Origin of the sequence: Pseudomonas meliae, from assembly GCF_001400515.1 — a bacterium.
Lineage (GTDB): Bacteria > Pseudomonadota > Gammaproteobacteria > Pseudomonadales > Pseudomonadaceae > Aquipseudomonas > Aquipseudomonas amygdali.
Genome location: NZ_LJQT01000441.1, coordinates 2863 through 16307, shown reverse-complemented (window position 1 = coordinate 16307; position 13445 = coordinate 2863). Strand labels below are relative to the sequence as shown.

The following is a 13445-nucleotide window of genomic DNA, read 5'->3' as shown; positions in this document are numbered from 1 at the left end:
TATGAACATCAATCGACACTCAGACGGTTGCGCCCTGACCCAGCGCTTGCAGGTCGAACCGCGCCAAACTCACACGTCGGCCCTTGAATTCTTTATCATTGCGGATGTTTTGTTGGCAGAGCCGATCATGAAATTCGCCATCTCGCTTTTTTCCGCCGCCCATGCGCCCTCCTCGCGAAGAGCCTTGCTGTTCGCCAAAGCCGTACTCGCAGGCGGACATGAGATCGTCCGGTTGTTTTTTTATCAGGACGGCGTACACAGCGCGTCGGCCAATGTCGTGACGCCTCAGGATGAGCAGGATATGGCCCTGCAGTGGCGTGACTTCATCGCCGAACACCACCTGGATGGCGTGGTATGCATCGCCGCCGCGCTGCGTCGTGGCGTGCTTGATGCCCAAGAGGCCGAGCGTTATCAGCGGCCAGCGGCGAATCTGCGGGAGCCTTGGGAATTGTCCGGGCTGGGGCAGTTGCACGATGCCGTGCAATCGGCTGATCGTTTGATCTGCTTTGGAGGGCCGTGACATGCCCAGATCATTATTGGTAGTCAGCCGCCAGTCGCCGTGGTCCGGTCCCGGTGCCCGTGAAGCGCTGGACATCGTGCTGGCGGGTGGTGCATTCGATCTGTCGGTCGGACTGCTGTTTCTGGATGACGGGGTTTTCCAGTTGTCGCCGCAGCAGTTGCCCGACGCCCTGCAACAGAAAGACCTGACCGCAAACCTCAAGGCCCTGTCGATGTTCGGCGTTGAAGACCTGTATGCCTGCGGGCAAAGCCTGACCGAGCGCGGCATCCCTGCCAGCGCATTGAGCGAAGAAATCAGTCAGTTGTACACACGCTCCGAACTGTCGGCACTTTTTGACCGCTACGACGAGGTGATTACGATCTGATGACTACTTTGCACGTTCTCTCCCATTCGCCTTTTGCCGACACCCGACTGGACAGCTGCCTGCGCTTGCTGGGCCGTGACGACGGCGTATTGCTCTGTGGCGACGCTACTTATGCACTGACGCCGTCATGCGCACCATTGAAATCCCTACAGCCCCTGGTCGATTCATTGCAGTTATTTGTGCTTGATGAAGACATCAAGGCACGCAATCTGCCACTGCCCACCGGAGTAAACAGCATCGACTACCCTGCCTTCGTGGAACTGTCCTTACGCTTCGACAAGGTCAATACCTGGCTATGAAACAGTTGACGATTGACGGGCACAGCATCGAACTGGACAAGGATGGCTTTCTGCAGGACCTCAACGACTGGTCGCTGGACGTCGCACACGCTCTGTCCGCTGAGGAAGGTATCACCCTGAGTGCCGAGCACATTGAAATCCTCCAGTTGCTGCGGGATTTCTACGCCGAGTTTCAGCTTTCGCCGGCCACTCGGCCGCTGATCAAATACACCGCACTGAAGCTGGGTACGGAAAAAGGCAACAGCATGCAACTCAACCGCCTGTTCAACGGCACTCCCGCCAAACTCGCCGCCAAGCTGGCGGGCCTGCCTAAACCGACCAATTGCATATGAACGATTACGCCGCGCTTGTTACCGAAACACCTGAAGAACATCCCTTTGCGACATTTGTGCGCATCCTGGGCAAAGGCAAACGCGGTGCGCGCAACCTGACGCGCGAAGAAGCGCGAGAGGCCATGGGTATGTTGCTCGATGAAAAAGTCGAGGACACCCAGCTCGGGGCTTTTCTGATGCTGCTGCGCCATAAGGAAGAAAGCCCCGAGGAACTGGCGGGGTTTACCGAAGCCGTGCGCGAACGCATCAATGCTCCGGCGATTCAGGTCGATATCGACTGGCCGACCTACGCGGGGAAAAAGCGTCATCTGCCGTGGTACTTGCTGGCGGCCAAATGTCTGGCGCAAAACGGCGTGAAGATCCTCCTGCACGGCGGCGGNNTGGCGGTGCCCATACTGCGGGCCGCCTGTACACCGAACAATTGCTCGGCCTGCTGAATATTCCCCTGTGCCGCAACTGGTCAGCAGTCGAAACCTCGCTTGAGCAAGGCAATATAGCGTTCATTCCGCTTGCAGACTGGGCACCGCAGCTGCAACGCATGATTGATCTGCGCAACACGCTGGGCCTGCGCTCCCCCATTCATTCTCTGGCACGCATTCTCAACCCGCTTCAGGCCCGTTGCGGCCTGCAAAGCATCTTTCATCCGGGCTATCAGAGCGTGCATCGCGATGCCAGCAGCCTGCTGGGCGACAACGCCATTGTGGTCAAGGGTGACGGTGGCGAAATCGAGATCAATCCGGACACCATCAGCCATTTGTACGGCACCACTGGCGGCCAGCCCTGGGACGAGGAGTGGCCAGCGCTTTCGCCGCGCCGTCACGTAAAACCGGCGACACTCGACCCGCAGCAACTGTTGGCCTTATGGCGCGGGGAAATCGAAGACAGCTACCCGCAACTGGCGTTGATATCGACAATCGCGCTTGCCCTGCGCGGCCTGGGTGTCGCTCGCGACGAAGCGTTCGAGCAAGCCCGAGTATTCTGGGATCGCCGCGACAAGAGCCTTTGACCTATCGGCTGTGACGATCACCAGCCCCCATAATCTTGCGCGTTTTAGGTCGAACCGATGCGACCTGGCTGACCTCCAAGCTCTATAACCTGGAAATGGGAGTCAGACATGGGCCTTCTGGTCGAAGGACACTGGCAAGACCAGTGGTACGAAAGCAGCAAAGATGGCGCCTTTCAGCGCGAAAATGCGCAACGACGCAACTGGGTCACAGCCGACGGACAAGCGGGGCCATCTGGTGAGGGCGGTTTTGCTGCACAGGCCGGCCGCTACCACTTGTATGTCTCACTGGCATGCCCGTGGGCACACCGCACACTGATCGTACGCAAGCTCAAGGGACTGGAAAACCTGATCGGCGTTTCAGTGGTCAGTTGGCTGATGCTGGAAAATGGCTGGACTTTCGATCAGCAGAAAGGCTCCAGTGGCGATGCGCTGGATGACTTCCAGTTCTTTCACCAACGCTATACCGCCGATGACCCTCGCTATACCGGCCGCGTGACAGTTCCGGTGCTGTGGGACAAACAGCAGCAATGCATCGTCAGCAATGAGTCTGCGGAAATCATTCGCATGTTCAATGGCGCATTCGACGAACTGACCGGCAACACGCTGGACTTTTATCCGCAAGCCTTGCGGGCGAGCATCGACGAGCTCAACGAGCAGATTTATCCGAACGTCAACAACGGTGTCTACAGGGCCGGGTTCGCCACCTCACAGGGGGCGTACGAAGAGGCGTTCAATGATGTGTTCGCCGAACTGGACGTGCTGGAAAACCTGCTGGGCGAAAAGCGCTACCTGACGGGAAAACACCTGACCGAAGCCGACATACGCCTGTTCACCACCTTCGTGCGCTTCGATGCGGTGTATTACAGCCACTTCAAGTGCAACCTGCGGCGCATCGCGGATTACCCGAACCTCAGCAATTGGCTACGTGAGTTGTACCAATGGCCAGGTATCGCGGAGACCGTGAACTTCGAGCACATCAAGGGCCACTACTACGCGAGCCATCGCACCATCAATCCGACCGGCATCATACCGAAGGGTCCAGCGCTTGATCTGCAGGCAGGTCACGACCGGGAGCGGCTGTCCGGTGAGGGTGTCTGGAGCAATTGACAGATTGGCAAAAAAGGATGGATAGCCCGAACGGGCTATCCATAATCGGCTTCAGACAGTCGCCTGAGCCCCTTCGAACCATGCCAGTTTTTCACGCAACTTGACCACTTCGCCGATGATTACCAGCGTTGGCGCATGCACCTCATGCTCGGCAACCAGTTGCGGCAGATTGGCCAGAGTGCCGGTAAACACACGCTGATTGACCGTCGTGCCCTGCTGGACCAGCGCAGCAGGCGTGTCGGCAGAGCGACCATGCCTGATCAGTTCTTCACAGATGACCGGCAAACCGATCAGCCCCATGTAAAACACCAGCGTCTGAGCAGGCGCAACCAGGTCGGACCAGGGCAGGTCTGTGGTGCCGTTTTTCAAGTGACCGGTAATGAAACGCACAGACTGTGCGTGATCACGGTGCGTCAGCGGTATACCGGCATACGCCGCACAACCACTGGCGGCGGTAATACCCGGAACCACCTGAAACGGAATGCCATGCGCAGCCAGCTCTTCGATTTCCTCACCGCCACGGCCGAAGATAAACGGATCGCCGCCTTTGAGGCGCACCACTCGCTTGCCTTGCTTGGCCAGTGCAACCAGTTGCTGGTTGATCTGTTCCTGCGGAACAGCGTGCTCTGCACGGCGCTTGCCGACATAGACACGCTCGGCATCGCGACGGCACAGGTCCAGAATCGTAGGCGCGACAAGGCGGTCATACAGCACCACATCCGCTTGCTGCATCAGGCGCAAGGCCCGGAAAGTCAGCAAGTCAGGATCACCGGGGCCAGCACCGACCAGATACACCTCGCCGGTCTCCGGCGGCGGCTCGCCAGCGATCTTGGCGATCAGCAGACGCTCGGCCTCGGCCCCCTGCCCGGCCAACTGGCGGTCGGCAATGGCACCCTGAAAAACATCTTCCCAGAACGCCCGGCGTTGCTGCACATTCGGAAACAGACCTTTGACCTGATTGCGAAAGCGCGCAGCCAGCCCGGCGAGCTGCCCATAGGTGGAGGGAATCCAGGTTTCCAGCTTGGCACGGATCAGACGTGCCAGCACTGGCGCATCGCCGCCACTGGACACAGCGATCACCAATGGCGAGCGGTCGACAATCGCCGGAAAGATAACCGTACACAACGCCGGGGCATCCACCACATTGACCGGAACGCAGCGCAGCCGGGCGTCATGGGAAACCTGGGCATTGAGCGGCTCGTCATCCGTCGCGGCAATAATCAGCACACAACCATCAAGATCGCCTTCGCTGTAGCCACGCAGGATCATCTCACCGCCGCTCTGGACGACCAGCTCGCTCAGTTGGGCCTCGATTTCTGGCGCAACCACGCGCAGCACTGCGCCAGCGTCGGCAATCAGGCGTGATTTGCGCAGGGCAATTTCACCACCGCCGACCACCAGCACCCGGCTGCCACGCAGGTTATGGAACAGCGGCAGAAATTCCATTTAACCGATGACCTCAAGGCCGCCCATGTAAGGCTTGAGCACCTCGGGCACACGAATCGACCCATCCGCCTGCTGGTAGTTTTCCAGCACCGCGACCAGTGTACGACCCACCGCCAGCCCCGACCCATTGAGGGTGTGGACCAGTTCCGGCTTGCCGGTTTCCGGATTGCGCCAGCGGGCCTGCATGCGGCGCGCCTGGAAATCACCGCAGTTGGAGCACGAAGAGATTTCGCGGTACTTGTCCTGGCTTGGAATCCACACTTCCAGGTCGTACGTCTTCACGGCACTGAAACCCATGTCGCCGGTGCACAGCGCCAGCGTACGGTACGGCAGTTCCAGCAACTGCAGAACGCGCTCGGCGTTGCCGGTCAGCGATTCAAGCGCAGCCATGGAGTCTTCAGGCGCAACAATCTGAACCATCTCGACCTTGTCGAACTGGTGTTGGCGGATCATGCCACGCGTGTCACGACCCGACGCACCCGCTTCGCTACGGAAGCAAGGGGTGTGGGCAACAAACTTGAGAGGCAGCTGTTTGGCATCGAGAATTTCACCCGACACGATGTTGGTCAACGACACTTCCGCGGTCGGAATCAGGTACAGATCAGCTTCGCCTTCGCGGGTGATCTTGAACAGGTCTTCCTCGAACTTGGGCAACTGGCCTGTACCCTGCAACGCAGGTGCCTGCACCAGATAAGGCGTGTAGGTCTCTTCGTAGCCGTGTTCGTTGATATGCAGATTGATCATGAACTGCGCCAGCGCACGGTGCAGGCGCGCGATTGGGCCACGCAGCAACGCAAAACGCGCACCGGACAGCTTGGCAGCGGTCTCGAAGTCGAGCCAGCCGAACTTCTCGCCCAGAGCAACGTGATCCTTGACCTCGAAATCGAAGGCAGTCGGCGTACCCCAGCGACGCACTTCGACGTTGCCTTCTTCGTCAGCACCGACCGGCACCGATTCGTGAGGCAGGTTCGGAATGCTCAGCACCAGCGCATCCAGCTCGGCCTGAATGCCGTCCAGCTCGACCTTGCCTTCGCTCAGCTCGTTGCCCATGCGCTCGACGTCAGCCATCAACGGCGCAATGTCTTCGCCGCGCTGCTTGGCCTGACCGATGGATTTGGAACGTGCATTGCGCTCGGCCTGCAGCAGTTCGGTGCGGGTCTGCACCACCTTGCGCTGGGCTTCCAGCGATTCAATGCGCGCCACATCCAGTGTAAAGCCACGGGAAGCCAGGCGATCCGCTACGTCCTGAAGTTGAGTACGTAACAGTTTGGAATCGAGCATATCGTTCTCTCGTCTATCAAAGTCTGGTCAGGGACAGGCCAACCCAGGTTGCGAGCAGCCCGCCGAATACGCTGATACCGGCATAACCAAGGGCCAGCGGTACCTGCCCGCTTTCCAGCAGGCGCAGCGTATCCAGTGAAAAGGATGAAAAGGTCGTCAGACCGCCTACAAAGCCGACAATCAAGCCGGCACGAATTTCGATGGGCACTTCCGGGCGCAGCAGAAACAATCCATACAGTACGCCGATTATCAGGCACCCTACGATGTTGACCGCAAGCGTTGCTGCGTAAAAATGTCGTGGCCAGTTGGCGCTTACCCAGGTACCCGCTGCAAAACGCAATAATGTACCAGCGATCCCGGCAATCGACACCGCAAGAATGGTCTGAATCATCACTTTCTCCGCTGGCGGGGACTGGCATCGTCCAATGCGCTCAGATGCCTGAGCTTCTCACCGATCTTGAGTTCCAGACCGCGTGGCACAGGCTGGTAATACTGCCGTGGTTCCAGCTCGTCCGGAAAGTAGTCCTCACCTGCCGCATAGGCTTCAGGCTCGTCATGGGCGTATCGGTATTCTTCGCCATAACCGAGCTGCTTCATCAGCTTGGTCGGCGCATTGCGCAAATGCAGCGGAACCTCCAGCGAACCATGCTCGCCGGCTTCGCGCATTGCAGCCTTGAAGGCCATGTAGACCGCGTTGCTTTTTGGCGCACAGGCCAGATAGACGATGGCCTGCGCTACTGCCAGTTCGCCCTCGGGGCTGCCCAGACGCTCCTGCACGTCCCAGGCCGACATGCACAGCGGCAAGGCGCGCGGATCTGCATTGCCGATATCTTCACTGGCCATGCGCACCACGCGACGCGCCAGATACAGCGGATCGCAGCCGCCGTCGATCATCCGGGCAAACCAGTACAGGGCTGCGTCGGGATCAGAACCACGTATTGACTTGTGCAAGGCCGATATCTGGTCATAGAACGCCTCGCCGCCCTTGTCGAAGCGACGTCGGCTGTCACCCAGCAGGCTCTGCAGCAGCTCGACGTCGATCTCGCTGCCGTCTTCGGCAAGATCGGACGCGTTTTCCAGAAGATTGAGCATGCGCCGACCATCGCCATCAGCGGCGGCCATGAGAATCGTGAAGCCTTCATCGCTCAGGGTCAGTTGGCGCTTGCCCAACCCGCGCTCCTCGGTCAGAGCACGATGGACCAGCTTGCGCAGCGCCGCCTCGTCCAGGCTTTTGAGCACATAGACACGGGCACGGGACAACAAGGCATTATTGAGTTCGAACGAAGGATTTTCGGTAGTAGCGCCAATAAAAATCAGCGTGCCATCCTCGACATAAGGCAGGAACGCATCCTGTTGCGACTTGTTGAAGCGGTGCACTTCGTCGACGAACAGAATCGTGCGTTTGCCATATTGCCCGGCCTGCTGTTTGGCGACTTCCACTGCCTGACGAATTTCCTTGACCCCCGCCAGCACGGCGGAAACAGTCTCGAAATGCGCGTCCGACACCTTGGCCAGCAGCCTCGCCAGGGTAGTCTTGCCCACACCGGGCGGGCCCCAGAAAATCATCGAATGCAGCGCACCCTGCTCCAGCGCCTCACGCAGAGGCTTGCCGTGGGCAAGCACGTGCTCCTGACCGACGTACTCATCCAGATTGGTAGCACGCAAACGTGCAGCCAGAGGCTGAGCTATCGGTTCGCGGCTGAACAGATCCATGATCAGGAATTAACCCTTTTACTCTTGAATGACATCAGCACCCTTGGGAATCTGGAACTGAAACTTGCTGGCCGCAACAGGCTCGTTGGCCTTGACGCCGGTGAACAGGATATTGGTGCGCTGGCCCACGCTGTCGATCAGTTGCATGTCGTTGATGATGCCGTTACGAAATGACAAACGCAGGCTGTCGAACAGGGTGTCCTTGGTCTTGGGCTTGAGCACGAAGTCGATCACGCCACCCGCCTCTTTCGCCGTGATATCGAAGCTTTCGCTGATCTTCGACACGTCACCGGACAGCAGCAAGGCTGGGGTCTGGGTCAGGCGCTGATCGAGCTTCTTGATGGTGACCTGCTCCAGATCAGGGTCCCACAACGACACTTTCTTGCCGTCGGAAACCATCAACTGCTCCTGTGGCGCATCGGTGTGCCAGTTGAACAGGCCTGGACGCTGCAACGTCATTTCGCCGGTAGTCTCTTGCAATTGCGTGCCGCCACCGTCCAGCGTCAATTGCGAGAAGCGTGCGGTCAGGGTCTGGGATTTCTCCAGCAACTGGGTCAGGCGTGCCACGTCCTTGCTGTCGGCATGGGCGGACATCACGGAGAAGGTCAGTGCGGTGGCCAACAGCATGCGGATAAGACGCATGGGATTCCTCTTTGAAGTCGATGATGATGCGGCAGCGTGACTTGCACGCTGCCGCCGCAGTTCGGGGTGATAAAAATCAGTCGCGCACCGGTCCTGGAGCCAGAACTTCACGCGATCCGTTGGTATTCATGGAGGTCACGACGCCAGCCATTTCCATTGCTTCGATCATGCGCGCTGCGCGGTTGTAGCCGATCTTCAGCTTGCGCTGCACGGCAGAAATCGATGCGCGGCGGCTTTCGAGTACAAACTTGACCGCCTCATCGTAAAGCGCGTCGCTTTCGCTGTCTTCACTGCCACCGCCATCAAAGCCGCTGCCGGGCTCTTCCACACCGGCGAGAATATCGTCGTTGTAGTCAGGCGAACCACGCAGTTTCCAGGCTTCTACCACGCGATGCACTTCCTCGTCGGAAACAAACGCGCCGTGCACGCGAATCGGCAGGCTGGTGCCCGGCGGCATGTATAGCATGTCGCCATGGCCCAACAGTTGTTCGGCACCGCCCTGATCGATGATGGTCCGGGAATCGATCTTGCTCGACACCTGAAACGCCATGCGCGTCGGGATGTTGGCCTTGATCAGACCGGTAATCACATCCACCGAAGGACGCTGTGTCGCGAGGATCAGGTGGATACCTGCCGCACGAGCCTTCTGGGCGATACGGGCGATCAGCTCTTCAACCTTCTTGCCGACGATCATCATCATGTCGGCGAATTCATCCACCACTACCACGATGGTCGGCAGCTTGCTCAGCAACGGCGCTTCGTCATGAATGCTTTCCCGCTTGTACAGCGGATCGGCAAGTGGCTCCCCGGCATCCTGCGCATCCTTGACCTTCTGGTTGAAGCCCGAAAGGTTACGCACACCCATTTTCGCCATCAGCTTGTAACGGCGTTCCATCTCGGCAACGCTCCAGCGCAAGGCGTTGGCAGCGTCCTTCATGTCGGTAACGACCGGACACAAGAGGTGCGGAATGCCTTCGTAGATGGACAGCTCAAGCATCTTCGGATCGATCATGATCAGCTTGGCGTCTTCCGGGCCGGACTTGAACAGGATCGACAGGATCATGGCGTTCACACCAACCGACTTACCGGAACCGGTCGTACCGGCCACCAGCAAGTGGGGCATCTTGGCCAGGTCGGTAATCACCGGCTTGCCGCCGATGTCGTGGCCCAGCGCCAGGGTGACCGGCGACTTGGCATTATCGTATTCAGGGGTCGACAGCACCTCGGAGAAGCGCACGATCTGGCGGTCTTCGTTGGGGATCTCGATACCGACGGTGGTCTTGCCCGGGATCACCTCGACCACGCGCACGCTGGTGACCGCCAGTGAGCGGGCAAGGTCCTTGGCGAGGTTGGCAATGCGACTGACCTTGACGCCAGCGGCCGGCTGAATCTCGTAACGGGTAATGACCGGGCCGGGATGGATGGAGTCAACCGAGACCTCGACACCAAATTCCTTGAGCTTGATTTCCAGCAGATGACCGACCGCCGCCAGGGACTCTGGCGAGTAGTTGAGCTGCTTCTTTTCTGCCGGATCAAGGATGGAGATGGGCGGCAAGGTGCCTTCGACTGCGCTGTCAACGAACAGCGGGGCCTGTTTTTCCTTCATGACCCGCTTGCTCGGTTCTGCTGGCTTTGAAGGGGCTGGCGCAATAACCGCAGGCACGTGCTTTTCACGCTCGGTCATGTGTTTGCTCAGCGACACTTCGCGCTCCATCAGGCGCTCTTTGGCCTTGGCCTGCTCGCGACGGTCAGGTGCAACGGGCGCGACCACATCGTTGACGCGCATGTCGACCTCACGCAACTGCGCGACCATCTGCTTGCGCTCGGCACGGGCGGTCCACCAGCGGTTCGCCGCTCCCTGGAACAATTCGAACAGGTCAAGGGTGATCTTGCCGGTGACATCCATCACCTTGAACCATGACAGATCGGTAAATACTGTCAGACCGAATAGAAACAGGGCTATGAACAGCAAGGTGCTGCCCTGGATGTTCAGGGCTTTCTTGGCCAGATCGCCCAGCACTTCGCCCAGCACGCCGCCAGCAGAGCCCGGGAAGCCTGCCGAAAAGTGAAAATGAATGTGCGCCAGCGCCGCGCCCGCCAGTATCAGGAATACCAGCCCGATCAGACGCCAGGAGAAGAGCCAGCCGCTCCACTGCCAGGGTTCGTGACGATGACGAAACACCTGCCAGGCCTTGATTGCCAGCAGCAGTGGGAAGATATAGGCGAAATAGCCCAGGATCATGAACAGGATATCGGCACAGAAGGCACCTGCGCGCCCCGCAGCGTTCTGCACCTGCGCGGCGTTACTGCTGGTGTGGCTCCAGCCGGGATCACTCTGATCGTAGGTCAACAATGCCATTATCAGGTACAGGCACAGGGCGCCAAAGGCGATCAGGGCCCCTTCCTTGAGCCGGTAGTGCAATTGCTGCCGCCAAAGCGGAACAGCGCTGGGTGCTGGGGTGGATTTCTTCAAAACGCTTTAATTCCTGCGCTGTAGCGCGAACATCTCGTTGATTGACCAGAAACGGCTGTCGGACGGCGCTGAATGCTCCCGCATGAACAGGGATAGCAGACACCGGGAAGCCCGTTCGGCAGACGTTTGAATGATAACGCCCAAAGCGGGCATTGTACGGCTTTACAGGCGCTGGGGTCTGTACGAAAACGCGTCAGACCGACTTCAGACAGTTCCGCAATGCGGGACATGCTTTCATGTTCGCTGATGATGTTCAATTTGAGCATGCATTCCGTTTTGTGACAAAGGCTTATGACGTGTTTCTATCAACCGCCCACAACTTCAAGGGCTGCACCATCATCGCCGCGCTCTTGCCCTACCGTATGTGCCAGGTACGCGCCATAATGACAACCGCTTGTGACCACGCCTGCCGCACAGAGTTGCACTGACAGGCGGGTGCGCCCTCCCCTTCCGCAAAGTTGTGATGCCATGCTGACCTGGTTGAACCGCAATAGCCTGGATTTCCCGCCACTGGAGAAAGCCCTCCGCGAGCCCAACGGATTACTTGCCGCCGGTGGAGACCTGTCAGCCGATCGCCTGATCAATGCCTACCGGCACGGCTGCTTTCCGTGGTTTCAGGACGGCCAGCCGATTCTCTGGTGGTCTCCCGATCCGCGTACCGTACTGTTTCCCGAAGAACTGCATGTTTCGCGCAGCCTCGGCAAAATGTTGCGCCAGTCTCGCTACCACGTGACCTTCGACCGGGATTTTGCGAGCGTGATCAAGGCCTGCGCTGCGCCGAGAAGTTACGCCAATGAAACCTGGATCACCGGCTCGATGCAGGATGCCTATCTTGAGTTGCACCGACGCGGCCATGCGCACAGCGTCGAGGTCTGGGATCAGAATGAACTGGTCGGCGGGCTGTATGGCCTGGCAATGGGCCAGCTGTTCTTCGGTGAGTCCATGTTCAGCCGTGCAGACAACGCCTCCAAAGTCGGATTCGCCACGCTGGTGCAGCACCTGACCGACTGGGGTTTTGTATTGATCGATTGCCAGATGCCGACCCAACACCTTCACAGTTTCGGCGCACGCTCGATTCCTCGGCAGACTTTTGCCGACTATCTGTCCGGGCATCTTGATCAGCCAAGCGGTGCCGACTGGTCATCTAGGCGAGTTTGACAGGCTGGCATACACTCACAGGTAAGGATTTACCATTAGGCGACGACCATGACAGAGCTGGCGAGGCTGAAGTTTTATGCCACTCAACCGCACACCTGCAGTTACCTGCCTGAAGAGCAGGCGACTACCCTGTTTCTGGACCCCAGCCAGCCAATGGATGTGCAGGTCTACGCCGACCTCTCGGACATGGGCTTTCGCCGTAGCGGCGATCATCTTTACCGCCCCCACTGCCAGAACTGCAGCGCTTGCGTGCCCGCGCGCATCCCCGTGAACCTGTTTGTACCCGACAGACAGCAAAAAAGGATTTTGAAACGTAATGCCGATGTACAGGTGCAAAGCACCAGACCGGCCTTCACCGAGGAATATTTCGATCTTTATCAACGTTACATAGAGCAACGGCATGCTGACGGCGACATGTTTCCACCCAGCCGTGAACAGTTTTCGACATTTCTGGTTCGCGACCTGCCCTTTTCGCGTTTTTACGAATTTCGCGTCGACCAACGACTGCTGGCAGTTGCGGTCACCGACCTTTTGCCCAACGGCCTTTCCGCGGTCTACACGTTCTACGAACCTGATGAAGAGCGCCGCAGTCTGGGCCGTTACGCGATTTTGTGGCAGATCGCCGAAGCCGCCAGACTTCAACTGCAGGCGGTGTACCTGGGTTACTGGATCAAAAACTGCAAAAAGATGAATTACAAGACCCAATATCGGCCCATTGAGCTACTTACCAATCAAAGATGGGTCACTCTGTATTGAACCCCTTGGCTTAAACTGGTTTTTTCGGGCACAATGCACGCCGCTTTTGCCTGGCGCCACTTGCACCGGGCCACTCATTTGTATACCGAGGGCTTTACTGCATGTCGAAAGAAGACAGCTTCGAAATGGAAGGCACTGTCGTCGACACCCTGCCCAACACCATGTTCCGCGTGGAGTTGGAAAACGGGCACGTCGTAACCGCGCATATCTCCGGCAAGATGCGCAAGAATTACATCCGTATTCTGACCGGTGACAAAGTGCGTGTAGAACTGACGCCCTATGACCTGAGCAAAGGGCGCATCACCTACCGCGCTCGTTAAACAGGCATTGACGAAAACGCCCGGCATA

The 13445-nt window shown here is 58.5% G+C and carries 15 protein-coding genes and 1 pseudogene; 10 read left to right on the top strand and 6 right to left on the bottom strand.

Translation table 11 applies throughout. The annotated features are described in order from the left end of the window. Positions 1–127 precede the first annotated feature (127 nt). The 6 genes and pseudogenes from tusD (at position 128) to ALO64_RS20440 (ending at position 3628) form a co-directional block, all read left to right on the top strand. Positions 128–520: a sulfurtransferase complex subunit TusD gene (tusD, locus tag ALO64_RS20465; protein ID WP_002553985.1), complete on the top strand. Its 393-nt coding sequence runs from the start codon at positions 128–130 to the stop codon at positions 518–520. A 1-nt stretch (position 521) separates the two neighbouring features. Further along, complete coding sequence (gene tusC, locus ALO64_RS20460; protein WP_002553986.1) at positions 522–884, top strand: sulfurtransferase complex subunit TusC; 363 nt, start codon at positions 522–524, stop codon at positions 882–884. Then, positions 884–1183 carry a sulfurtransferase complex subunit TusB gene (gene tusB / locus ALO64_RS20455; protein ID WP_005731887.1) on the top strand — a complete coding sequence of 100 codons (300 nt, stop codon included), beginning with the start codon at positions 884–886 and terminating at the stop codon, positions 1181–1183. Before tusC ends, tusB begins: the two co-directional genes overlap by 1 nt. After that, a complete protein-coding gene (locus ALO64_RS20450; protein WP_005731886.1) occupies positions 1180–1515 on the top strand; it encodes a TusE/DsrC/DsvC family sulfur relay protein in 336 nt (111 codons plus the stop codon). The genes tusB and ALO64_RS20450 overlap by 4 nt, the downstream gene beginning before the upstream one ends. Further along, a pseudogene (locus tag ALO64_RS20445) lies at positions 1512–2521 on the top strand (glycosyl transferase family protein). The gene ALO64_RS20450 and the pseudogene ALO64_RS20445 overlap by 4 nt, the downstream one beginning before the upstream one ends. A gap of 108 nt (positions 2522–2629) precedes the next feature. Continuing rightward, a complete protein-coding gene (locus ALO64_RS20440) occupies positions 2630–3628 on the top strand; it encodes a glutathione S-transferase family protein (RefSeq protein WP_044344989.1) in 999 nt (332 codons plus the stop codon). A 51-nt stretch (positions 3629–3679) separates the two neighbouring features. On the opposite strand, the gene cysG is transcribed toward ALO64_RS20440, so the two are convergent. From cysG to ftsK, 6 genes are all read right to left on the bottom strand, one after another. Continuing rightward, positions 3680–5074: a siroheme synthase CysG gene (gene cysG / locus ALO64_RS20435; RefSeq protein WP_002553991.1), complete on the bottom strand. Its 1395-nt coding sequence runs from the start codon at positions 5072–5074 to the stop codon at positions 3680–3682. Beyond that, complete coding sequence (gene serS / locus ALO64_RS20430) at positions 5075–6355, bottom strand: serine--tRNA ligase (RefSeq protein WP_044344988.1); 1281 nt, start codon at positions 6353–6355, stop codon at positions 5075–5077. It lies immediately after the preceding gene. Positions 6356–6371: 16 nt separating this feature from the next. Then, positions 6372–6746 carry a fluoride efflux transporter CrcB gene (crcB, locus tag ALO64_RS20425; RefSeq protein ID WP_002553993.1) on the bottom strand — a complete coding sequence of 125 codons (375 nt, stop codon included), beginning with the start codon at positions 6744–6746 and terminating at the stop codon, positions 6372–6374. Beyond that, positions 6746–8068 (bottom strand): replication-associated recombination protein A, encoded by a 1323-nt coding sequence (locus ALO64_RS20420; RefSeq protein WP_002553994.1) that lies wholly within the window; start codon positions 8066–8068, stop codon positions 6746–6748. Before ALO64_RS20420 ends, crcB begins: the two co-directional genes overlap by 1 nt. 18 nt (positions 8069–8086) lie before the next feature. Next, positions 8087–8710, bottom strand: coding sequence for an outer membrane lipoprotein chaperone LolA (lolA, locus tag ALO64_RS20415; RefSeq protein ID WP_002553995.1), 624 nt, complete (start codon positions 8708–8710; stop codon positions 8087–8089). 76 nt (positions 8711–8786) lie between these two features. Next, positions 8787–11183 carry a DNA translocase FtsK gene (gene ftsK, locus ALO64_RS20410; protein ID WP_044344987.1) on the bottom strand — a complete coding sequence of 799 codons (2397 nt, stop codon included), beginning with the start codon at positions 11181–11183 and terminating at the stop codon, positions 8787–8789. A 236-nt stretch (positions 11184–11419) separates the two neighbouring features. Here ftsK and ALO64_RS20405 point away from each other — a divergent pair, with 236 nt between their 5' ends. From ALO64_RS20405 to infA, 4 genes are all read left to right on the top strand, one after another. Next, positions 11420–11611 carry a hypothetical protein gene (locus ALO64_RS20405; protein WP_044320342.1) on the top strand — a complete coding sequence of 64 codons (192 nt, stop codon included), beginning with the start codon at positions 11420–11422 and terminating at the stop codon, positions 11609–11611. 40 nt (positions 11612–11651) lie between these two features. After that, positions 11652–12341: a leucyl/phenylalanyl-tRNA--protein transferase gene (aat, locus tag ALO64_RS20400; protein WP_002553997.1), complete on the top strand. Its 690-nt coding sequence runs from the start codon at positions 11652–11654 to the stop codon at positions 12339–12341. Between the two features lie 48 nt (positions 12342–12389). After that, on the top strand, positions 12390–13097 hold the full coding sequence (locus tag ALO64_RS20395) for an arginyltransferase (protein ID WP_010214796.1): 708 nt from the start codon (positions 12390–12392) through the stop codon (positions 13095–13097). 101 nt (positions 13098–13198) lie between these two features. Further along, positions 13199–13417, top strand: a complete 219-nt coding sequence (gene infA, locus ALO64_RS20390; RefSeq protein ID WP_002553999.1) for a translation initiation factor IF-1 — start codon at positions 13199–13201, stop codon at positions 13415–13417. The last annotated feature ends 28 nt before the right edge of the window (positions 13418–13445 follow it).

Bases quoted from the DNA above. Each gene is read 5' to 3' on its own strand.
- lolA (WP_002553995.1), bottom strand. From the start codon at position 8,710: ATGCGTCTTATCCGCATGCTGTTGGCCACCGCACTGACCTTCTCCGTG.
- ALO64_RS20440 (WP_044344989.1), top strand. From the start codon at position 2,630: ATGGGCCTTCTGGTCGAAGGACACTGGCAAGACCAGTGGTACGAAAGC.
- ALO64_RS20420 (WP_002553994.1), bottom strand. From the start codon at position 8,068: ATGGATCTGTTCAGCCGCGAACCGATAGCTCAGCCTCTGGCTGCACGT.
- tusD (WP_002553985.1), top strand. From the start codon at position 128: ATGAAATTCGCCATCTCGCTTTTTTCCGCCGCCCATGCGCCCTCCTCG.
- aat (WP_002553997.1), top strand. From the start codon at position 11,652: ATGCTGACCTGGTTGAACCGCAATAGCCTGGATTTCCCGCCACTGGAG.
- serS (WP_044344988.1), bottom strand. From the start codon at position 6,355: ATGCTCGATTCCAAACTGTTACGTACTCAACTTCAGGACGTAGCGGAT.
- ALO64_RS20395 (WP_010214796.1), top strand. From the start codon at position 12,390: ATGACAGAGCTGGCGAGGCTGAAGTTTTATGCCACTCAACCGCACACC.
- cysG (WP_002553991.1), bottom strand. From the start codon at position 5,074: ATGGAATTTCTGCCGCTGTTCCATAACCTGCGTGGCAGCCGGGTGCTG.
- infA (WP_002553999.1), top strand. From the start codon at position 13,199: ATGTCGAAAGAAGACAGCTTCGAAATGGAAGGCACTGTCGTCGACACC.
- ALO64_RS20405 (WP_044320342.1), top strand. From the start codon at position 11,420: ATGTTCGCTGATGATGTTCAATTTGAGCATGCATTCCGTTTTGTGACA.
- tusC (WP_002553986.1), top strand. From the start codon at position 522: ATGCCCAGATCATTATTGGTAGTCAGCCGCCAGTCGCCGTGGTCCGGT.
- tusB (WP_005731887.1), top strand. From the start codon at position 884: ATGACTACTTTGCACGTTCTCTCCCATTCGCCTTTTGCCGACACCCGA.
- ALO64_RS20450 (WP_005731886.1), top strand. From the start codon at position 1,180: ATGAAACAGTTGACGATTGACGGGCACAGCATCGAACTGGACAAGGAT.
- crcB (WP_002553993.1), bottom strand. From the start codon at position 6,746: ATGATTCAGACCATTCTTGCGGTGTCGATTGCCGGGATCGCTGGTACA.